Genomic DNA, 21,657 nt, shown 5'->3' on the forward strand with positions numbered 1-21,657 from the left:
CGAGCTCGGCGGCACGTCGGGCCCGGTGCTGGTCGCAGGCTGGAGCGCCGGCGGCAACATCGCCGCCGTCACCTGCCAGCTCGCGCGCGACCGCGGCGGGCCTGACATCGCCGGCCAGCTCCTGGTCTGCCCGGTCACCGACTGCACCTTCGATCGTCCGTCCTACAACGACAATGCGACCGGCTACTTCCTGACGCGCTCGCTGATGTACTGGTTCTGGGACCTGTACTGCTCGCCGGCGGACCGCACCGATCCACGCGTCTCGCCACTCCGCGGCAAGGTCGCCGGCCTGCCGCCAGCCTTCGTCGTCACCTGCGAGTTCGACCCATTACGCGACGAGGGCGTTGCCTATGCCGAGGCGATGGCCGCAGCCGGCGTCCCGGTCGAGCACCTCAGAGCGAGCGGCCATTTCCACTCGTCCTTTGCGATGGTGGACGTGGTGATCACCGGCGTGCCCGGCCGGGCGCAGATGGCCGGGGCCTTGCGGCGCTTCGCCGGGCTGCCGGAGGTCAGCCGCGGCGACGAGAGCAGCAAGGGCCATGACAGCCCGGAGCACAGAATCGCGGCCGCCGCGAGCTGAAGCGGCACAACGCCGCCGGGAACCTTTTCCCGGCTGCCGCGTTAAGTGTTCGTGGCATTGAGATGCAGCGACAGGTGTGTAGACCCCGGCACGCGAACCCGTGTGCTGGGGTCGTTTTTTGTGTGAGGCGGGACGATGGGGGACGTGGCCGGAGATTCAAAAGTCGATTTCGGCGCGCTTGCGGTGCTGCATAAATGGCCGTCGCTGGCAAACCAGCGAAGACCGGACAGAGACTCCTATCAGGTGAGTCAAGGCACGCTCGACGAGTGCATCTCGGCCTTCATGCAGAAGCCGGCGGCAACCCGGCACCTCTACGAGATCCGCACCGTGGCGCAGCCACCGCTCGTCACCGAAATCCTCTCGCCCGAGCACGTCATCGAGCTATCACGCTTACGAGAATTTCTCTGACGGCCTTCACAAGCACGCGAGCAGGAACCTTCTTCCCGTTTTTCCCGTTGTCAGGGATCGGAAGCAAAGACGTGAGCGCCTCAAGATGTTTGACGCCGACGTATCATCACCGATCGTACCCTACGGCGCAGACGAGACCCTCTTCGTGGTGATCGATCGCCGCGACGAGGCGACCGAAATCCGCATCGAGCGCAGCGATCTCGAAGCCACCATCGGCGAGCTTGTCGCCGGATGCTTCAACGACCCGATCAAGGTGATTTCGTTCAATACGCTAGAGCATTGGATGAAGGACATCTCGACCGACGTCGCCGGCGAGATTCGTGCGCGCTGCGAGATCTACGGCATAGAGCTGCCCGATTATCTCAGCGACTTCGTCGAGAGCCACCGCTGAGCGGGCGTTGTCTCAATTGCGCAGACAGGGAAGCAAGGGCGGATGCGCTTAGCGCGTGGTTCGCCAGAGTTAGGCGCGCCGGTGCTTGCCGGCGATGACCTCGATCTCGCGGCGGCGCTCGCCTGCGAAGGTCAGCAGCTTTTCGATCGTCAGCGTATCCGTGATCCGTTTGGCCAGCCGCTCGGCGCGCGCGGCCTGATCTTCGAGATACTGGATCGTGTTCAAGCGCCGCCTCCCCCAAAGCCCCGAATTGTTGGACAGCCATGGTGCGACAGAGCAGCTAACAGCCGGTTAAGCGCTGCGATGGGCTTGAGGCTCATTGCACGACGTCGAGCCGGACATTGGTGATGCCCTTGTCGACCATGCCGAGCGCCTCGGCCGCGGAAGGGGAGATATCGACCACACGCCCGCGAATATAGGGCCCGCGATCATTGATCCTGACGGTGACGAAGCGGCCGGAGGAGGTCTCGGTGACGCGCAGCTTGGTGCCGAACGGCAGGGTGGGATGGGCCGCGGTCAATTCGTTCTTGTCGAACTTCTCGCCGCTCGCGGTCTCCGTGTCCGAGTAGAAGCTGGCAACGCCGCGCGAAGCTGTTTGCTTTGCGTCATCGCCAGAGGCGCGCGACCGGCTGATCGGCCGTGGATGCAGCGCCGCCACCCTGTGCGGGCGCTCCACCGCGGCCTGCCGGCCGGTCGCGGCGAGATCGGCCTTCTGACGGCCGACCGGCGATTGCGCGCAGGCGGCGAGCGAGGCGGCGCCGGCAATGGCGAGCAGCCGGCACGAGGTTGCGAGGGAAATCCGGGCAGTTTCGGCACGTGCAATGCGAGACATGGTACGCCCCTCCGAACGGCCGGATTTTCGGTGGGCAATGAGGGCAGAACCTTGTCGGAACAAAAGCGGCCCTGAGGCCGCGGCCGTTTCACGCCAGCTGTGGCGATTCCACCACAGTCACTGTCCTGAATCGGGACAGAGACTGCCTCCTAGAGGCGGCCCAGCTCAGGCCGGAGGCGGGATCGCGCGCAACACGTCCCGGAATACGCCGAACTGCAATCGAAATGCTTGCGGGCTGTAGTCCTGATAGTAACCCGCGGTCACCGCGACGACGAGATCGAGCTTCGGGACGATGCGGATCGACTGCCCGCCGCGACCAAGCGCGCCGATCCAGTTGACCTTCCCGTGATTGAGCCTCGCTTGGCCCCGCCACCACAGATATCCGTAGGATTGATCGTCCGTCGCCTTGATCTTCTCTGCCGTCGAGGCGTCGATCCATGCCTTGGAAACGATCTGGCGGTCGTTCCAGCGACCGCCCGCAAGAACCAGCTGGCCGATCTTGGCCATGTCGCGCGGTCGCAAGCGCAATCCCCCTCCGGCATCGGTATCCCCCCCTGTACCGATCCCAAGCTGTGCTGGTGATCCCCAGAGGCTCGAACAACGTCTCGCGCGCGAATTCGTCGAGGGGACGTCCGGTCGCCTTGCGGATGATGGCCGACACCAGCGTGAGCGCGCCGGTGTTATAGAAGAACTCCTGCCCCGCCGCGGCGGTCACGGGAAGACCGAGAACGTAACGGCACGGATCCCATGCCATATGCATGCGCGCCTCGTCATTGTCGTAGTCTCCCGTTGCCGGTGTCGCTTCGACCCACTTCAGGCCCATCGACATGCTGAGCACGTGCGCCAGCCGGATGCGGTCCTTTTCAGGGGAGCGCAAGTCGGCCAGCTCGGGGAAGAAGCTCCAGATCGGTTCGTCGACGCTGCGTATCAACCCGCGATCGATCGCGATTCCGACTGCGAGCGACGCGACGCTCTTCGAAACTGACTTCATGTCATGCAGCGTGTCAGCATCAAAGGCGACGGTTTCCACCCGGCGGCCGTAAATATGGCCGGGTATCTCGTCGGCTCCCTTGAAGTACCGCTCGAACGCCAGCTTGCCGTTGCGAACGACCAGCACGGCATGAATATTGGTATCGCCTGATGCGAGCCGATCAGCCATCGCGCACAGCGCGTCCCGATTGACGAGCCCATCGTCATTGACGGAGCCGACGGGCCAGCCATCGCCTCGCGCAAGCGGAACACCGCAGGCGCCCGATGGGTCCGCATACGCCGGCAGCGCGGAGAGAGGCGCCAGTGCGGCTCGCCCGAGAATTGAAATGAACCGGCGCCGTCTCATCCGAGCTTCTCGTTCACACCCTTTGCGAGACGCGGCAAAAGTCGGCGCGGGCCTCGCTGGACTCCGCACCCTCCCTGAGAATACGCGCGAACTCGCGCCAATAGAGCCTTCGCCAGCTCGTCTTCAAGCTGGCGAGAAAATCGAGCTCTCGTTGCGTCAGCGTGCACATCGCGCTTCAGGCCACGAGGCCTCCCATCGGCCTGACGTCGGCGCTGCCGGGGAAGACCGTCTCGGCGAGAACCTTCTCCTCGACGCGCAGGTGATCCCTCAGCAGGCCCTTCAGCACGGCGCGCAGATCCATTGTCGGCTTGAGGTCGCGATCCTCGAACAACTGCGCCGGCTTTAGCCCCGGCCAGTCCGCGATCACGCGCCGCCGGCGAGCGCGCCGCCGATGAGGAAGGCGACCGTGCCGGTGCCGTGATCCGTGCCTTGCGTGCCGTTGATGCGCGCGGTGCGTCCGAACTCGGTGACGACGGCGACGACCGTCTCGCGCCACGCCTCACCCATGTTGCTCTCGATCGCCGCGAAGGCGCCGTCGAGCGCGCCAAGCAGATTGTAGAGCTGGCCCGAGGCCGCGCCTTCGGCGATATGCGTGTCCCAGCCGACGAACCCCATGGCGCCGACACGCGGGCCGTCGGGTTTGGCGAGATAGCGCGCGGCAGTTCCGGCCGCTTCGGCGAAGTAGGCGCGCACGCGCGCGATGCCGGGCGGCGCCAGCGTCGGATCATCCGACATCGGATCGCCCGCGCCAGGCGCGCCGCCGAGTGAAGCCAGCTTCATCCGCGCCTGGAGCACGGTCGCGAGCTTCTGATCGGTGTGCTGATAGAGATCGAGCAGGCGGTTCTGCGTGTCCTCGCTCGCCGGCAGCAGCTTCTGCGGCACCCACGTCATGACGGGCGCTGAGCCGCGCACCACGAGCGGCGTCACCGAGCCAATGCCGAGCGCGCGGCTGCCGCGCGGATCGACGCGGCCGCCCGATTCCAGTGCGAGCAGCGCGCGGTTGAGCCATCCCGAGCTGGTCATGCCGGGCTTGACCAGCCCGCTCTCCAGCACGTCCTGGCCGTCGAAATGCGAACGCTCGCGATAGGGCGTCGCAGCGGCATGGACGATCGCGGCCTTGCCGCTTCGATAGAGCCGGTGCAGGTTCGGCATCGCCGGATTGAGCGCGAAGAAGGAATCGAGCGGCAGCGCCGGCGGCTTGCCATCCAGCACCAGCGCGCGGTCGCCGCGCAAGGAGGCCCAATCGGGATCGCCGACCGGCGCGACGGCACCGAGGCCGTCAAGCGCGCCGCGCAGGACGATGACGAGCAGGCGCGGGTCGCGTCCTTCGGCGCGCGCAATCCGCGGCATCTGGCTCCATGCGAACAGCGCACCGGAGCCGACCAGAAGCTCGCGCCGCGTGGGCAGGTGATTGACGAATCCCATGCTCACCTCCTCTGAAAATCCGCCGACATGAACAACAGCGCCAGCGCCTGCTGCCGGCTCTCGGCGCGACTGACCGCCTGCTTCACCTCGGGCGCGATCTGCGATGCGAAGACGTCCTCGATGATGGCTTGCGGATCGGCCATGCCGGTGATGCGCTCGGCGAAATTGTTGGCGACGTCGAGCCGCCGGCCGACGCCGTCGATCCAACTCGCCTCGTCGTCCGGATAGCCTTTTGGTGCCGGCGGACGCCACAGCGCCTCGCCGAGGAGCTCCTGGCCTCCGGCGAAGCGCACCGGATCGACCTGCGTGATGCCGGTCGCACGCACCATGCCGATGACCCATTCGCCAGGACGCTTGAGCTTTGACGGCGGCCCGCGCCACGCCTCGTCCGACGACACCATCGCGATCGCGACCTGCTTGAGATCGCCGTCGGTGTCGCGGAAGGTTTTCGCCATCAGCTCGACGAGTGCCGGCGGCGGCTCGTCGGCGACGAAATGGCGCGCGAGCTTGGTCGCGACATGGGTTGCGGTCGCCGGATGCGCAGCGAGATCGCGCAGCACGGCGCGGCCCTGCTCGACGTCGTCCTGCTCATAGTGTTTGCCGAGCACGGTCTGGCTGCCGGGCTCGTGCAGGCGTGGATTGAAGGTGAACTCGCCACCATGCAGGGGGTCGGCGCCCGGCGGCACCAGCGTCCAGCCGGTCAGCACGTTGGCGAAGCTGATGACGTCCTCCTGGGTATAGCCGGTGCGCACACCGAGCGTATGCAGCTCCATGATCTCGCGCGCAAAATTCTCGTTGAGGCCGCGGCTGCGGTTGATGCCGGCCGTCGAGTTGGCGCCCATCGACTCCAGATTGTCGAGATAGAACAACATTGCCGGATGACCTTCGACGGCCTGGAGCAGGTCGACGAAACGACCGAGCGCATGGGCGCGAACGGCTTCGCGTTCATAGGCACCGGACATGCTCTGGATCCGGTTGGCCGAGACGCAGAAATGGTTGGACCAGAACCACACCAGCCGCTCGGCAAAGCCGATGTCGGCGGCAAGCGCAGCTTCCGTGCGCAGCTTGGCTTCCTGCAAATAGATCGGACGTCCGGGATCGGGAATGGCGTCGGCCGCCTGCTTCGCCGCCATCTCGGCGGCGTCTTTCTCCTGGCTATAACCCTGCGCTTGTCCTTCGCTCTGCGCCTGAGCCTGACCTTGGTCGCCCGACGCTACCGGCGTCGCAGCCATCTGCTGCTTCTTGGCCTGCTGCTGCGCCTGCTTGGCGCGCGCGGTTCGCCGCGCATTGGCATCGGCGACGGCGCGATAGGCCTTTGCGCTTGTGGGAAGGCTGGCGGCGGCGCTCAGCACCAGCGGTCGCTCGAGCTCGGCGATCAGCGCACCGCGCGGATCGGTGCCGACGGTGGCGATCGATCCAGGTCGCGGTCCCATCCCGAAGCGCTGAAGCGCGAGGACGACCTCTGCCTTTGCAGAATTGCTCATGGCGCACGCCCAATTCTTTCGAGCCTGCCGATAGCGCGCGGCGCGAGGCTACGACTTGTAATGCTACAAACCGTAACACTCACGACACGATTCCGCAAGCGGAGATTGAACCCTGCCCGTCAAATGATCGAGAACCGGATCATGCTCTAGAAATTCGGCCCCAACGCGATCTTCGTGATGGTGCCGTTCCTGACGCCGATCCGCCATTCCGCCGACCCATTGGCGAACTGGGCGATGTAGATGTCGCTGTCGAGCGCTGTGACGCCACGGAAGGAGACCGCGCGCAACGCGCCGAGCCGCGCCAGGATCGCCTGATCGAACGGAAGCTGCTGACGCGTGATGTCGGCCACCTCCGACGTCATGCGGTCGTAGTCTGGCTGTCCCTTGCCGACGCCCTCGATGTAGCGGCGCAGCATCTCCTCGCCATTGGCGATCGGAACGGCGCGGCGCGCGGCGCGCCCCGGACGCGCACCGAGGTTCGAGGCTTCGACATTGTGGAAGCGCGTCTGCCGGCCCGGCACCAGGATCTCCAGGCAACGTCCGGACTTGTCGGCAATCACCCAGGGATTGTTTACGGTGGTCGTGGAAGCCCAGGACATATTGGGCCTGACCACGCTCTGCGTCCTGCGATTGCCGTCGGCGTCGAGATTGGAGATCTGGATATCCTCGCCCGTCTCATTATAGACCATGATCCTGATCGGCGAAGTGCCGGCGCGTCCGCGCACGCTCGCCTCCTCCGCGCAGGAGACGATACCGCCGAGCTCGTCATTGCCGTCGGCCCGGAAGATGACGTCGCCGGCCTTGCCGTCGGGCTCGAGCAGCAGGCGGAATTCCGCGGTGCCGTTCTCGAACTTGGCGCCATAGATGTCGTAGCCGCCGGGGCCGACGCCGCGGAAGAAGATCGATTCGAGGGCGCCGAGCGCCACGAACGTCGCCTGCGTCTCGTTGAGCTGACGGTGGATCTTCGCAGCCAGCGGCGCGCTCATGCGATCGTAGTTCGGCGTGCCCCGGCGCAGATCCTCAATTCCGCGCAGGATCACCTCCTTGCCGCCGGCGACGGGGACCTGCTCGCGGAAACGGTCCGGCACCCCCGCAACACGGCGCGCGAAGTCGGCCTCGATCGCCTGCGCCGCGGCCGCATCGATCCGCGGCGCGAGACGGGCACCAAACACCGCATTCTGGACCAGCACGCGCGAGACCCTGGCTTGTTCGTCGCGCAGGAAGATCAGGAGATTGTCGCCATGGATCGAGAAGACGTCGGCGCCTTCCGCGAGAAGTGCCGCCCGGCCCTGCACGGTTTCCTGCACCTGTAGCCGATCGCCGTCGCGGCGCACGGTGAGAACGCGGTTCGGTGCAACCCTGTACGAGCCGACATATTGATCGAGCGGCGCGGGTCCCGTTGCCGACGCCGGCATCTCGGCGACGCGAAGCGCGCGCACGTCGCGGCCGTTCATGCGCAGCATCAGTTCTGAGGAGCGACGCTCCGCTTCGATCGGGAACGTGATCTCGCCGGTTGAAGCCGGGTAGGATGCCGTACCATCACCGCCGATCGTCAGACGCAATCTGCGCTGTCCGGTGAGTTGGCCGTAGAGCTCCTCGCCCTCGCGGAAGATGGCGAAGACCGAGGCCGGGCCCATGGCGTAGAAATTGACGAAGGGGCGGTAATGCTGGGCCGGGACATCGCCGAGATCGGCGGTGACCGGCGCGACGTCCGGCGTGCGATAGGCGATCATGCCGGCGGACACGATCACGGCGGGGACGATCGCGGCCGCGATCCACAATCGCTTGCGCCAGCCGACCGCCACCGGCATCGCGCGGCCGCAATGATGCGCTCGACGCGAGCGCGCACCGTCGAGGCCCGCGCCATCGCGAGCTCGACCGAGCGCGGTCTTACGGTGCTGGCAAAATCGAGCAGGATCTCGGCATAGGACAGCCGGTCTTCGATCACCTCGATCGCCCGGGCATCGCTGATGATCTCGGCGAGCTCGGCGAGGCGCGCAAGCTGCCACCACGAGAACGGGCTGAACCAGAACACCGCGCGATTGAGCGAGGCCAGCAGCAGGATGTAGAAATCGCGATTGACGACATGCGCGCCTTCATGCGCGAGCACGGCGAGGCGCTTCTTCGCATCCCAGCCGGCGAATTGCGGCGGCACCAGAATGGTCGAGCCGAAGGTGACGGGACCGCCGACGTCACGGCTGATGCGGACGTCGGCAGCGATCAGCTGTGCACCCTTCATCGGCGCCGCCGCGCGTGCCATGCGCCAGGTCAGGCAGAGGCCGATCATCAGCCGCAACAGCAGGCAAGCGGTGACGCCGGCATAGATGATCGTGGCCACCAGCCACCAATTGATCGAGAGCCCGCTTCGGGCCGGCGGAACGATCGCCGCGCCTGATGCGACCGGCAGCGACGGCTGCGGCAGCTCCAGCATCGAGACGTCGGTCGGTACAAAATCGCCCGGCGCCGGCATCGGCACAGGCGGCCGGGTGATCGTGAGCGTCGGCCAATGCATCACGAAGGGCATCGCCAACGACGCCAGCAGCACGACGACCCACGCCGTCATGTGGACGTGCGGATTGCGCACGCGAAACAGGGTGAGACCGAACCAGACGATGCCTCCCAGCACGAAGGAGCGCAGCGCCGCCTCAGCCAGAGTTGCGATCATCTTTCTTCACTCCCCTCGCCTTCTTCGCCTTGGCCACCTGGTCGGCCAGCGTGCGCAGCTGCTGCTGGTCGAGCATCTTGTTGTCCACCATGCCGACGAGAACTTCTTCAATTGAACCGTTGCAGAACCAGTCGACGATGCGCTGCACCGCCTTGGCCGCCACGCGCGCGCGTGGTTCGGCGGCGTGGTAGACGTAAGTGCGACCGTCCACGGTGTGGTTGGCATAGCCCTTTTCTTCCAGCCGGCGCAGCACCGTGCGGACCGTGGATTCCTTCAGACGCCGCGGCAGGCGCTCACGCACGATTTCGGCCGTGACGGGACCATGGGCCCAAACCAATTGCATGACCTCGCGCTCGAGGTCGCCCAGTTCGGGCAAACGATCGTCCATGGCACTTACCTTGCGGATTGAGATTTCTTGTAACGCTACAGATCGTCACATATGCGGCCGCAGCGCGCAACGGCGATTCCACCTGAAATGGTATCGCTGGACCGTCGCTCTAGGCGCGCAGCGGCCAGTAGTGCGGCTCGTACATCTGCGACTGGACCAGGGCCCTCACATCGTTGGGCGCAGGTCCGTCGGCGAGGGCGCGCTGAAAGGCGACGTCTGCGACGGCGGCGGCGATGCGGACCGAGACCTCGCGGATGCGCGGCAGCGCCGGATAGAGGCTACCCTGCGCGAGGTCCTCCTTGCCGACGCAATCGGCGAGCGTGTGGGCGGCCGCCATGAACATTTCGTCCGTGACGAGGCGCGAGCAGCTGGCGATGACGCCGAGGCCGACGCCGGGGAAGATGTAGGAATTGTTGCCCTGGCGCGGCACGAAGGTGCGGCCGCTGAGCGTCACCGGATCATATGGACTGCCGCAGGCGAACAGCGCGCGGCCCTCGGTGTAGCGGTAGGCATCCTCCGCCGAGCACTCAGCCTTCGAGGTCGGATTGGAGAGCGCGAACACGATCGGCTGCTCGTTGAGCTCGGCCATCGCCTTGAGCACCTCGGGCGTGAAGGCGCCGCCGACCGCCGCAACGCCGATGATCGCCGTCGGCCTCAGCGTCTTGATCGCGGCGAGGAAATCGGCGATCGGCGCCTGGTCGGTGTGGGCATAGCGCAGCTTGTGGCCGGACAGGCCATCGCGGCCGCCGACGACGAGGCCGCGGGAATCCACCAGCCAGTTGCGCCGCAGCGCTTCGGCCTCCGTCAGCCCCTCCGCCATCATGGCGGAGACCACGAGATCGGCGATGCCGGTCGCCGCCTCGCCCGCGCCGAGGAACAGGATGCGCTGATCCCTGAGCTTGCCGCCGGAGACGCGCAGAGCCGAGGATAGGCCGGCGAGCGCCACCGCCGCGGTGCCCTGGATGTCGTCGTTGAAGACGCAGGCCTCATCCCGGTATTTGTGCAGCAGCTTGAACGCCGAATGGTTGGCGAAATCCTCGAACTGGATCAGCACGCCCGGGAAGGTCTTGCGCGCGGCCTGCATGAATTCGTCGACGAAGCTGTCATAGGCCTCGCCGGTCAACCGTCGCTCGCGCAGGCCGAGATAATAGGGATCGTTCAAGAGCTCTTCGTTGTTGGTGCCGACGTCGAGCACGATCGGCAGGCACAGCTCGGGATGTACGCCGGCGCAGGCCGAATAGAGCGAGAGCTTTCCGACCGGAATCCCCATGCCGTTAGCGCCGAGATCGCCAAGGCCCAGAATGCGCTCGCCGTCGGTCACGACGATCAGCTTGGCCGGATACGGCCAGTTCTTCAGGATCTCGGCGATCTGGCCGCGATCGCGCGAGGAGATGAACATGCCGCGCGGCCGCTGGAAGATCAGGCCGTATTTCTGGCAGGCGAGCCCGACAGTCGGGGTGTAGATGATCGGCTGGATCTCGTCGATATTGTCGACGACGACGCGGAAGAACAGCGCTTCGTTGCGGTCGTGCAGCGCGTTCAGCGCGACGTATTTCTCCAGATCCGTCGGCAGCGTGCGCAGATTGGTCAGCACGCGCTGAGCTTGCGTCTCCATCGTCAGCACGCAGGGCGGCAGCAGGCCGCGCAGGCCCAGCGCCTCGCGCTCGGATTCCGTGAAGGCGGTGCCCTTATTGAGCAGAGGATCGCGCAGCAGCGTCATGCCTTGCGATTGATCGGATGATGTCGCTTGGGCAGCGACACGAGCGGGTCTATTCACGAATTCCCCCAAGGAGTTTCTTATTGAACCGCGGTCATTGTCGGCCAGCGCTCCCCGGAGATCAAGGACGTTGGGACTGAGGCATCGATTGTGATCTCGCACCGCAGCGAGATTGTCGCGCGAGATCGCAGGCGCGCGACGCAAAGGTTAACGCCGCAAAGCTCCTGCTCCTCATGATGAGGATTGAGAGCTGGGCCTGCTCTCTCCCCTCGTCATTCCGGGGCGCGCGTCAGCGCGAGCCCGGAATCCATTTGTCAGCAGGCTGATGCCGGAGTGAACGCTGCCGGGCGAGCGGAGGCAAGCCGGAAGATGATCGGGCCGTTATCCGGCCGCCCGCCTTGGCGTCAGATTGGCGGCGCCGTCGGCTGGTGGCGCGATCTGCATCAAGATGGTCTGGGTGGCGGAGGCGACCTCGATGCCGCTCTGCTGGAAGCGCAGCTTCATGCGGCGGTTAAATTCGCGCTGGACCGGCCAGCGGCCGGCCTCGGTGCAGCGGATCTGGCCGACGATCGACACCATTGCGCCATCGACCTTGTCGATGCCCCAGAGCTCGAGGTCACCGCGGATCAATGCACGGAATTCCGGTTCGCGGCGCATCTCCTCCACGATGTCCTTGAGGATCTGGCCGGCGCGGTCGGTATCTTCCTTGTAGGCGACGTTGACGCTGACGGAGGCGTTGCCGGCGCCACGGCTGGCATTGGTGATGGTCGTGACCGCGCTGAACGGCACGATGTGCACGGCGCCATCGCCGGCGCGCAGGCGGATGGTGCGGATCGAGACGTTCTCCACCACGCCTGACAACCCTGAGACGCTGACATTGTCGCCGACCTGCACCGTGTTCTCCAGGAGCAGGAACAGACCCGTGATGAGGTCCTGCACCAGCTTCTGCGAACCGAAGCCGATGGCAATGCCGACGATGCCGGCGCCCGCGAGCAGCGGGGCGACATTGACGCCGATCTCGCTCAGCGCGGTAAGGCCGACGACGGTGGCGATCAGGCAGAGCAGCGCCGTCCGCAGCATCGGTTGGAAGGTGCGTAAGCGAGCGGCGCGGGCATAATGGCCGTCCCGGGACAGCGCATTGATCTGGCGGTCCAGCAGCGCGTTGCTGGCTTCCCAGATCGCGGCCGCGATGAACACGGCGAGCCCGATCGTCACCAAGGCCGAGATCAGCCGGCTGCCGATCTGGCCGCCATAGAACCAGACGATCGCGTCCACGCCCCAGACTTCTAGCACCGCCACGAAGCCGATGAAGGCGATCACGCCAGATACGATCTTGCGCAGCAGCGGCAGATAGCGGTTGGCGCGGATCTCGAGACCGGGAAAGCGCTGGAGGATCTCCGGCTTGATACGGAAGCCGCGGTCGATCAGGCTCAGCGTCAGCATGATGGCGACGCGCGTGATCAGCACCACCACGACCGTCCCGACGAAATACTGCAAGAGCAGCGAATAGCCGTTGCGGATGTTGAGCGCCCACACGGCCCACAGCGCGAGATCGAGCGCGATGGCAAGATAGTGCCAGCCGCCGGCGATGCGGTTGCGCAGACGGGCCGCGATCCCCTGCCGCTCGGCCGGCGCGCGGATGGCTTCAGCGACCTGGCGGCGGCATTGCAGGATGATGACGACGATGAAGAGGTGCACGATCAGCATCACCATGCGCAGCAGCGCAGCGTAACCGGCGCGATGCAGGCCGAGCAGCAGCGCCACATTGGCAAAGGCGATGCCGGATACACCGACGCCGACGATGCGGCGCGCCCAGATCTCGATATAGGCTGCGGTCTCGGCCCGAACCGGAAACAGGCCGAACGGTCCCGCCAGCGCCCGGATCACGCAGATGAGTCCGCGGGAGAACGCATAGGCGTTGATGACAGCGAGGATCACGAGGCGAACGGTCGTGGGCTCGCCGATCTCGGTCCCGAGCAGCGCCGTGGCGATGCCCACCAAGACGACCACCGGCAGCAGTTCGAGCACGAGGCGTCCCAGCACGAAGGGCAGCCGCAGCAGGACCTGCCAGACCCTTACCAGACTGTGGTGGCGCTTGTTCAGTTCGGGCGCGGAGGTGACATCGGCTACCGATGACGGCGGATCGGCAATTGGCAGGGCCTGTGCCGGCAGGCGCGCAGTCTGCGGCACGCGCCCTTCCAGGAACGCGACCGGCCGCCGGATCAGGCGGAACATCACCCATTCGGCCGAAAGGGCGCAACCGAGCACCAGCGCCAGCTTCCAGGCGATCTCGATCAGGAGATTGTAGGCGGCGGGATCGTTCGCGGTCCGCATGATCCAGTAATAGAACGTCGGAAAATGCGTGAGCGTCCGCGCCATGCTGGCGATCTCGCTCGAGATCGCACCGATCTCCTCCGACACCGTGAGCAGGAGCTGCGCACCGAGGCCGTCGGCCGAGAGCGGGATCGGCGATTTCTGCTCCGGCGCAGCGGGTGCAGGCTGCTGCTGACCGGACGCATTCGCGATCACGCGCAGCGTATCGATCATCTGCGCACGCTTCTTGTCGTCCTGCAGCGTCTCCAGCGCACGCTTGGCCTCGTCAGGCGACAGCGCGGCCGCACTGCTCGCGGCCGGCGTCTCGGCGCGAGCGCCGCAGAGAGATGAGATCGCGAGGAAGAGAGCGGCGAGGAGCGCCGGGGCAAGCTTGTGCGACACGCGGATTCCCTGAAAAAAATGAATGCGCCGGCGGTGCCGGGACCGTCACCACCGAAGCACATGCGTCATGTCGGATGACCGTTATTCGCCTCGGACCTGTGTCGGAAGTTGGCCTTTGAGGCGACATTCTCTTGGCATTTGGCCATGCAAAGGCTCAGCGCAGCGAGACGGCTTGAGAACGCTGAGCGCGCTCCCGCCGTTCCGCAGCAGTTGCTTTTGAGGGCGGTTTCCCTGTGGCCATCCTTCGAGACGCCCGCTTTATGCGGGCTCCTCACAGGATGAGGATGGAGTACGCGGCAGCAGTTTCAACGGGCACCGCTGCCGCTTAGCCTCATCCTGAGGAGCTTGCGGAGCAAGCGTCTCGAAGGACGAGGCGCGCGCGCAGTCCGCCTGGAGTGCCATATGCGAATGTCCTGCGTCATTCCGGGAGTCGCCCCGGAATGACGGCAAGGAGGGAGGAGGGACAAGGCAAGATTTAAATACGTTCGTCGTGGCGGCCTCGGCGCGGTCAGCCATTGATCGACGTGATGCAAATTACAGCGCCGGGAAGGTAGGGGCTTTGCCTCACTGATGCAGCCCGCTAAACCTTGACCCGGCGTGCCGTTCGCGGTTTTCGCCGCTATGCGATAGTCCGAACGAGCTCCATCGCACTTAGCGGCTGGATTTGCGGAGGTGGTGTCATAGACCTCCCCTTGCTCATGAGGTGGACGTTGCGCGTCGCTTGTTTGCGACCTCTGCGATGCTCCTCCCGAGACACAAAACTGTCAAGCAGGATCGATGACCTGAAGGATCACATTTGAACGCGCGAGTTCCCTAGACGGGGCATGGTGACATTATGCGCCTGTTTTGCCCGACGCGTCAAGCGAACTTCGTAAAATCCGCATAAGCCCGACGTGACCGGCAAGCCATTGATTCCGCTATCCCCGGCTACTGTGCATGGGGTTGTTTTCGCAATTATTGTCCATGGCCGGCTCGCGCCGCCTAGAGAAACATGTCTGTCAGGTCGACCGTCGAGGACTTTCCGACCCGGTCGAAGTTTCGCGCCAGCCAGCTTCGCGCCGCCGCGCGGCCCTCATCGCGCAGGCGGCACAACAGGGTCCATTCGGGGTGGAATTGCGTGGCCGTGCCGAGTTGCGACATCAGCTGGTCGTTGCCGATCCAGTGCATGTACATGCGGCTGTGCCTGTCGCTGTCGAGCTCGCCGTCGTCGATCAGCCGTGTGGCGAAGGCGATCGCGCGCATCTCGCGCATCAAGGACGAATTGAAGCTGATCTCGTTGATGCGGTGGAGGACATCGGCCGCGCTGGTCGGCAGCTCGTCGCGCCGGATCGCCGTGACCTGCACGATGATGACGTCGTGACTGCCCTTACGGTAGATCAGCGGATAGATCGCGGGATTGCCGAGATAGCCGCCATCCCAATAATGCTCGCCGTCGATCTCGACCGCCTGGAAATAGGGCGGCAGGCAGGCCGAGGCGAGCACGGTGTCCGCATTGAGAAACGGGCTCTGGAACACCTTGATCTTGCCGGTGCGAACATTGGTGGCGTTGAGAAACAGCTGCGGCGCCTCGGGCGAGGAATTGAGCCGGTCGAAATCGATCACGCGCTGCAGTAGCGCGCGGAGCGGATTGAAGTTGAAGGGATTGAGCAGGTTCGGCGGCAGCGTGTGCGTCAGCGTGTGGATGAAGGCGTGGACCGGATGATATTCCGGCGGCAGCTTCAGGGCCTGGATCCACTGGTTCAGCGGCGAGAGCAAATCGTACGCCAGGTCCATGCGCGACACTTCGTACCAGAACGCGTGCAGGCTCTGCCGCGCCGCCTCCGCGCCTCCGTTCGCCATGCCGGAGGCCATCGCCACCGCATTCATGGCGCCGGCGCTGGTGGCGCTGATCGCCTCGATCGCGAGCCGGCCATCCTCGAGCACCTGGTCGAGCACGCCCCAGACGAAGGCGCCGTGCGCGCCGCCGCCCTGCAGCGCGAAGTTGACGTTCTTGCGGTTCGCGGTCCCGTTGGCTGTCACTTTGCCCGCTTCCTGCCTTCCGTCCCCTCTTTCTCCAGCGCCTTGCGCACTTGCTCGAATTCCTCCAGCGAGGCCCTGTCGGCACGCGGAAAGCGCAGGTCCAGCTTTTCGAGCGCTGCATTGATGACCGAGCCGATCACGACGCGGGCGAACCATTTGTGGTCGGCGGGCACGACGTACCACGGCGCATGAGGTGTCGACGTGTGGCGCACGATGTCCTGATAGACTGCCTGGTAGCGCGGCCACAGCGCGCGCTCCTTGATGTCGTCCATCGAGAACTTCCACTGCTTGGCCGGCTCTTCCAGCCGGTCGAGGAAGCGCTGGCGCTGCTCCTCCCTGGAGACGTTGAGGAAGAACTTCAGCACTACGGTGCCGTTGCGGCCGAGATAGCGCTCGAAGGCGGAGATGTCCTCGAACCGCTCCTTCCAGATGTTCTTGGTGACGAGCTTTGCCGGCAGCTTCTCCTTGGCGAGGATCTCCGGATGCACCCGCGTCACCAGGCATTCCTCGTAATGGGAGCGGTTGAAGATGCCGATATGGCCGCGCTCCGGCAGAGCGACCACGTGGCGCCAGAGGAAGTCGTGGTCGAGCTCCTTGCTGCTCGGAGCCTTGAAGGCAGTGACTTCGCAGCCCTGAGGATTGATGCCCTCGAAGATCGCCTTGATCGCACTGTCCTTGCCGCCGGCGTCCATGGCCTGGAATACGATCAGGAGCGACCAGCGGTCCTGGGCGTAGAGCTTCTCCTGAAACGCGATCAGCCGCCTCTTGTTGGCCTCGAGGATCTCCTGCGCCGTCTCCTTGTCGAGATCGCCCTTCTCGTCGGTCTTGTGGTCCTTGAGGTGAAACTTGCCGGATCCGTCGTAACGGAACGGCGTGATGTAACGGTCGAGCTGTTCGGCGATCGATTTGGACGGCTTCTTGCTCATGAGTTCGAGGACACCTTGCGTTGCGGCTTCAGTCGGTCGAGCACGCTACCAAGGATGCCCTTGGGAAGAAATATGATGAAAAGCACGAGCAGCACGCCATAGACGAGATTGTCCCAGCCGACCGCCTTGGTGCCGAAGCCGATGCGCAAGCTCTCCGCGAGCAGGATGGTGATGATGGCGCCGACGGTCGGCCCGAGCGAGACGAACAGGCCGCCGACGATGGCCGCGAACACCATCTGGAGCGACACCGCGATGCCGCTGACGGTGTCGGGCGTGATGAACATCTGGTACTGGCAGTAGATCGCGCCGGCGAGCGCCGTCATCAGCGCGCTGAGCAGCGTGATCTTCAGCTTCTCCGCGGTGACGTCGACACCGGCCGCGGCCGCGGCGTCCTCGTCCTCCGAGATCGCCTCCAACGCATGGCGAGCCATGCTGCGGTCGACCCAGTGCCAGACCACGATGCCGAAAAGCCAAATCGCAAGTGCGATCAGATACCAGGTGGTCTTGTCGTCGAATTGCAGCGCCAGCAGCTGGTTGCCGGACGCACGGTTCGGCGTGTAGCCGAGCGAGCCGCCGGTATAGTCGCGCGTCGCGGTGATGACCTGAAGCACGATGCCTGATAGCGCGAGCGTTACCAGCACGAAATAATGCCCGGTGATGCGGAAACGAAAGCAGGGATAGCCGACGATCAGCGCCAGCGCGCCGGCCGCGACCATGCTGGCGGGAATGCCGATCCATGGCGAGAGGCCGAGGTGATTCCACAAGAGAGCGGTGACATAGGCGCCGATCCCCATGAAGCCGCCGTGCCCGAGCGAGACCAGGCCGAACCGCCCCATCATCGACCAGGACGTGTAGGCGAACGACCAGATCAGGATCAGCACCAGGATGTGCAGGTGATAGGGATCGCGATAGACGAAGGGCAGCACGACCAGCGCCGCCAGCCCTATCCCCCAAGCTGCAAGCCGCCCCTGCCCCATCATCGGCGCCTCGCCAGGAGGCCTGCGGGCCGGATGAACATCATGACGATGAAGAAGGCGAAGGCGAGCACATAGCCCCATTCCAGGTCGGAGAACAGGCCGCCGAGCGAGATGATCTCGGCGAACAGGAACGAGGCGATGAAGCCGCCGATGAAATTGCCTAAGCCGCCGAGCACGCAGATCAGGAAGGTGATCGGCCCAAAGGAGAGACCGACGAAGGGATGCACGTCATATTGCAGCACCAGGAGGCAGGCGGCGAGTCCGGCCAGCGCACCGCCGAGCGCCGAGGTGATGAGATAGATCCGCTTGGCGTCGACCCCCATCAGCGCCATGATCTGCCGGTCCTGCGAGATGGCGCGGATCGCGGTGCCGGTGAAGGTTCGCGTCATGAACAGATAGACCGCGACCATGCCGACAAGCGCCGCCAGGAAGGACAGCAGCCGCGCGTAGCTGAAGTTCATGTCGCCGAAGGCGAGCACCGGCAGGCGGATGCCGAGGTTGCGGAAGTCGATGCCGAAGGCGACGGTGGCAAAGCTCTGGAGCACGAACAGCATGCCACCGGTCGCGAGCAACTGATTGATCGGCGGTGCCGTGAGCAGCGGCGCGATCACGAGGTAGTGCAGCGCCGCCCCGAGGAGCGCGACCAGCAGGACGGTAAAGGGAGCGGCGATGAAATAGCTGACCCCGTAATACTGCACCATGAAGTACATGGCGTACATGCCGATCATCACGAGCTCGGCATAGCAGATCCAGGTCACGTCGATGACGCCGAAGATCAGGTTGAGGCCGAGCGCGAGCAGCGCCAGCACACCGCCGAGCAGGATGCCGTTGATCACGGCCTCCAGCAGATAAATGTCGAAGACGTCCAGAAATGCCTGCATGCCCCCTCACACCCCGAGATACGCTTCCTTGACAGTGTCGCTCGCCAACATCTCGGCCGAGGTGCCTGAGGCGCGGATCGTGCCCGCCTCGATCAGATAGGCCCGATCGACCACTTTCAGCACCTGCTGCACGTTCTGCTCGACGATCAGCACGGTCAGGCCGCTGGCACGAATCCGCTTCACCAGCTCGAACACCTGCTGCACCACGACCGGCGCGAGGCCTGCCGACGGCTCGTCGAGCAGCAGGAGTTTCGGATTGGACATCATCGCGCGGCCGATCGCGCACATCTGCTGCTCGCCGCCGGACATGGTGCCGGCCATCTGGTGGCGGCGCTCCTTCAGACGCGGAAACAGGTCGAACACGACGTCGAGCCGCTCGGCATAGTGGGCGCGCGCCTCCTTCATGAAGGCACCCATCTTGAGATTGTCGTCGACCGAAAGCTGCGGAAACAGCCGCCGGTTCTCCGGCACATGCGCAATGCCGAGGCTGACGATCTTGTGCGACGGCGTCGCCACGACGTCGATGCCCTCCATTTTGATCGAGCCGCGCGACGGCCGGATCAAGCCGGAGATGATGCGCATCAAGGTGGTCTTGCCGGCGCCGTTTGGCCCAATGACGCCGACGGCCTCGCCGGCCTTGACGTCGAGATTGACGTCGAACATCGCCTGGAACGTGCCATAGCCGGCATTGACGCCGCGGAGCTCCAGCATCGGCTAACCTCCCGCGCGGCGGCGCGCCTCGGCGGCCGCAGCCTGCGTGGTCTCGGCATCGGTGCCGAGATAGACCTCGATGACCCGCGGATCGCCGGCGACCGCGCTGGGCAGCCCCTCGGAGATCTTCTCGCCGTGATCGAGCACCATCACGCGGTCGACGACGCGCATCAGCACGCCCATGATGTGCTCGACCCAGATGATGGTGATGCCGAGCTCGTCGCGAATGTTGCGCAGCATGTCGGCGGCCTGATCCATCTCGGCCTCGTCGAGGCCGCCGAGGCTTTCGTCCGCCAGCAACAGCTTCGGCGCGGTGGCGAGGGCCTTCGCAAGCTCGAGCTTCTTCAAGCCGGCTGCGCCGAGGCCATCGACACTGGCATGGCGATCGGTCGGCAGGCCGACCATCGCCAGCGACCGCTCGGCCGCTACCTCGGCCTTGACGCGACTGTGGCGCCCCTGGCCGTAGAAGCCGGCGAGCGCGACATTCTCGAAGATGGTGAGGCGACGGAAGGGCCGCGGAATCTGGAAGGTACGACCGATGCCGCGGTTGATGATCCGGTGCGGTGCAAGGCCAGCGATCTCATGCCCGGCGAACAGGATCGATCCGGAGCTCGGCGTCAGGGTGCCGGAGAGCATGTTGAAGATCGTGCTCTTGCCGGAACCGTTGGGGCCGATCAGGCCGAGGATCTCGCCCTGGTCGACCCTGAACGAGACATTGTTGACGGCCGTGAAGCCGCCAAACCGCTTCACCAGCCCGCTGACTTCCAACACCGAAGCACTCCGCCGCTACTGGTTGCTGTAGGTGGTGCCTTTCGGCAGCGGCAGCACCGCCTCGCGCTGCGCCTGGCTCTTGGGCCACACCACAGAGGACTTGTCGTCGATGTACTGGATCACGACGGGAAACGAGCGTTCGTTCTGCCCGGCCATCGGCGTGCCCTCACCGTAGAACTTCACGCCGAAGCCGAGCATGGTGCCGCCTTCGGGGATGTCGGTGTCGAGCGCCGCCTTGCGCAGCGCGTCGGGATCGACACCGCCATACTTCTTGATCGCGCGCGGCAGCACGTCGCTCATGAATAAATACGTGTTGGACGCGCCGATGCCGACATGGGCCGAGCGGATCGCGACTCCGGGCTTGATCTTGTCGAACTCCTCGCCGACCATCTTGATCACGGGCGGCAGCTTCGGATCCATTGTCTTCTGGTTGGCGAGCCAGATCGAGATCGGGTCGGCGTTGAAGATGTAGGCGGCGTCTGCGCCCATGCCTTCTTTCAGCTTCTCGTAGACGCCGTAGCCGGCGCCATGTCCCATCAGCGCGCCGAACTTCAATCCCTGCTCGCGGGCCTGGCGCAGCAGCAGCGTGATGTCGGGGTTATAGCCGGTGTGGAAGATGACATCGGGCTTGGCGCGCTTCAGCTTGGTCACCAGCGCGGAGAGATCAGGCGCGGTCGCCGAGTAACCTTCCTTCAGCACGACGTTGAAGCCGGCCTTCTTCGCACCGGCCTCATTGCCCTTGGAGACGTCGACGCCATAGGCACCGTCCTCGTGGATGATGGCGACGCGAAGGTCCTTCGGCTCCTTGCCGAACTTCTCCTTGGCGTTCTGCGCGATGAAATCCATCGTCATCATGCCGAACTGGTCGCCGCTCGCCTGCGGGCGGAACACGTATTTGTAGCCCTTCTCGTTGAAAACGGCCGACGAGATGCAGGTCGTGATCCACATGAACTTCTTGAGCTGCTCGACACGGGCCGCGACCGGCACGCATTGCGCCGAGGAAAAGAAGCCGAGCACCATGTCGACCTTCTCTTGCTCGAGCAGGCGGACGGATTCGTTGATGGCGATGTCAGGCTTGCTTTGCGCGTCGGCGTAGACGGCCTCGATCTTGTAACCCTCGACGCCGGTCTTGGCGAAATGATCGAGGATGATCTTTGCGCCGACATAGTTCAGCTCGGACCCGCCGCCCGCGAGAGGTCCGGTCAAATCAAAGACGACGCCGATCTTGATCTTCTTCTCTTTGCCTTGGTCTTGGGCCTGGGCGGACACCGCCAAGCCCGCCGCTGATATCGCGACCAACAGCCCACGTACCAAACGGGCAGCCATGCGCAGGCGCATCAAAACCTCCCTGGACGATTGTGCATCGCATTCTTGTTGCTCTTGCTTTTTTTCGCCCATCACATGGGCTGAGCGAAGCGATGTCAAGTCTTG

17 protein-coding genes and 3 pseudogenes are annotated in these 21,657 nt (G+C 64.9%); 3 read left to right on the plus strand and 17 right to left on the minus strand.

Annotated elements, in window-relative coordinates:
• From CWO91_RS21735 to CWO91_RS21745, 3 genes are all read left to right on the plus strand, one after another.
• On the plus strand, nt 1-580 hold a 580-nt coding region (locus CWO91_RS21735; protein WP_130216130.1), incomplete at its 5' end, for an alpha/beta hydrolase.
• 135 nt (nt 581-715) lie between these two features.
• Nucleotides 716-988: a hypothetical protein gene (locus CWO91_RS21740; RefSeq protein WP_130216132.1), complete on the plus strand. Its 273-nt coding sequence runs from the start codon at nt 716-718 to the stop codon at nt 986-988.
• Nucleotides 989-1,073: 85 nt separating this feature from the next.
• Nucleotides 1,074-1,379, plus strand: a complete 306-nt coding sequence (locus CWO91_RS21745) for a hypothetical protein (protein WP_091878914.1) — start codon at nt 1,074-1,076, stop codon at nt 1,377-1,379.
• A 69-nt stretch (nt 1,380-1,448) separates the two neighbouring features.
• On the opposite strand, the gene CWO91_RS43130 is transcribed toward CWO91_RS21745, so the two are convergent.
• The 17 genes and pseudogenes from CWO91_RS43130 to CWO91_RS21820 all read right to left on the minus strand — a co-directional run bounded on the left by CWO91_RS43130 (nt 1,449) and on the right by CWO91_RS21820 (nt 21,564).
• Entirely contained in the window at nt 1,449-1,604 is a 156-nt protein-coding gene (locus CWO91_RS43130) for a hypothetical protein (RefSeq protein WP_164934324.1), read from the minus strand.
• 91 nt (nt 1,605-1,695) lie between these two features.
• Nucleotides 1,696-2,211, minus strand: a complete 516-nt coding sequence (locus CWO91_RS21750; protein ID WP_130216134.1) for a septal ring lytic transglycosylase RlpA family protein — start codon at nt 2,209-2,211, stop codon at nt 1,696-1,698.
• A 165-nt stretch (nt 2,212-2,376) separates the two neighbouring features.
• Nucleotides 2,377-3,547 (minus strand): annotated as a pseudogene (locus CWO91_RS21755) (serine hydrolase domain-containing protein).
• Nucleotides 3,548-3,722: 175 nt separating this feature from the next.
• Nucleotides 3,723-4,972: pseudogene (locus CWO91_RS21760) on the minus strand (DUF1501 domain-containing protein).
• Nucleotides 4,973-4,974: 2 nt separating this feature from the next.
• On the minus strand, nt 4,975-6,456 hold the full coding sequence (locus CWO91_RS21765) for a DUF1800 domain-containing protein (protein WP_130216136.1): 1,482 nt from the start codon (nt 6,454-6,456) through the stop codon (nt 4,975-4,977).
• A gap of 146 nt (nt 6,457-6,602) precedes the next feature.
• Nucleotides 6,603-8,267 (minus strand): DUF3471 domain-containing protein, encoded by a 1,665-nt coding sequence (locus CWO91_RS21770; protein WP_245471330.1) that lies wholly within the window; start codon nt 8,265-8,267, stop codon nt 6,603-6,605.
• Nucleotides 8,204-9,121: a M56 family metallopeptidase gene (locus CWO91_RS44385; RefSeq protein WP_245471331.1), complete on the minus strand. Its 918-nt coding sequence runs from the start codon at nt 9,119-9,121 to the stop codon at nt 8,204-8,206. Before CWO91_RS44385 ends, CWO91_RS21770 begins: the two co-directional genes overlap by 64 nt.
• On the minus strand, nt 9,102-9,509 hold the full coding sequence (locus CWO91_RS21775) for a BlaI/MecI/CopY family transcriptional regulator (protein ID WP_128945956.1): 408 nt from the start codon (nt 9,507-9,509) through the stop codon (nt 9,102-9,104). The genes CWO91_RS44385 and CWO91_RS21775 overlap by 20 nt, the downstream gene beginning before the upstream one ends.
• Nucleotides 9,510-9,618: 109 nt before the next feature.
• Complete coding sequence (locus tag CWO91_RS21780; RefSeq protein WP_283810986.1) at nt 9,619-11,286, minus strand: NAD-dependent malic enzyme; 1,668 nt, start codon at nt 11,284-11,286, stop codon at nt 9,619-9,621.
• A gap of 321 nt (nt 11,287-11,607) precedes the next feature.
• A complete protein-coding gene (locus CWO91_RS21785) occupies nt 11,608-13,941 on the minus strand; it encodes a mechanosensitive ion channel domain-containing protein (RefSeq protein ID WP_130216138.1) in 2,334 nt (777 codons plus the stop codon).
• Nucleotides 13,942-14,922: 981 nt separating this feature from the next.
• The gene (locus CWO91_RS21790) at nt 14,923-15,960 is read right to left on the minus strand and encodes a patatin-like phospholipase family protein (protein ID WP_130216140.1); all 1,038 of its coding nucleotides are present in this window, start codon (nt 15,958-15,960) and stop codon (nt 14,923-14,925) included.
• Complete coding sequence (locus tag CWO91_RS21795) at nt 15,957-16,886, minus strand: polyphosphate kinase 2 family protein (RefSeq protein ID WP_130216142.1); 930 nt, start codon at nt 16,884-16,886, stop codon at nt 15,957-15,959. Before CWO91_RS21795 ends, CWO91_RS21790 begins: the two co-directional genes overlap by 4 nt.
• Nucleotides 16,858-17,866, minus strand: a pseudogene (locus CWO91_RS21800) (branched-chain amino acid ABC transporter permease); the annotation flags it as partial. The pseudogene CWO91_RS21800 and the gene CWO91_RS21795, both read right to left, overlap by 29 nt.
• The gene (locus CWO91_RS21805) at nt 17,863-18,744 is read right to left on the minus strand and encodes a branched-chain amino acid ABC transporter permease (protein WP_130216144.1); all 882 of its coding nucleotides are present in this window, start codon (nt 18,742-18,744) and stop codon (nt 17,863-17,865) included. The gene CWO91_RS21805 and the pseudogene CWO91_RS21800, both read right to left, overlap by 4 nt.
• A gap of 6 nt (nt 18,745-18,750) precedes the next feature.
• The gene (locus CWO91_RS21810; protein ID WP_130216146.1) at nt 18,751-19,455 is read right to left on the minus strand and encodes an ABC transporter ATP-binding protein; all 705 of its coding nucleotides are present in this window, start codon (nt 19,453-19,455) and stop codon (nt 18,751-18,753) included.
• Between the two features lie 3 nt (nt 19,456-19,458).
• Nucleotides 19,459-20,226 (minus strand): ABC transporter ATP-binding protein, encoded by a 768-nt coding sequence (locus CWO91_RS21815; RefSeq protein ID WP_130216148.1) that lies wholly within the window; start codon nt 20,224-20,226, stop codon nt 19,459-19,461.
• Between the two features lie 15 nt (nt 20,227-20,241).
• Nucleotides 20,242-21,564, minus strand: coding sequence for an ABC transporter substrate-binding protein (locus CWO91_RS21820; protein WP_130216150.1), 1,323 nt, complete (start codon nt 21,562-21,564; stop codon nt 20,242-20,244).
• Between the last annotated feature and the right edge of the window lie 93 nt (nt 21,565-21,657).

The organism is Bradyrhizobium genosp. SA-3 (genome assembly GCF_004212635.1).
In the GTDB taxonomy this organism is placed as follows: Bacteria; Pseudomonadota; Alphaproteobacteria; order Rhizobiales; family Xanthobacteraceae; genus Bradyrhizobium.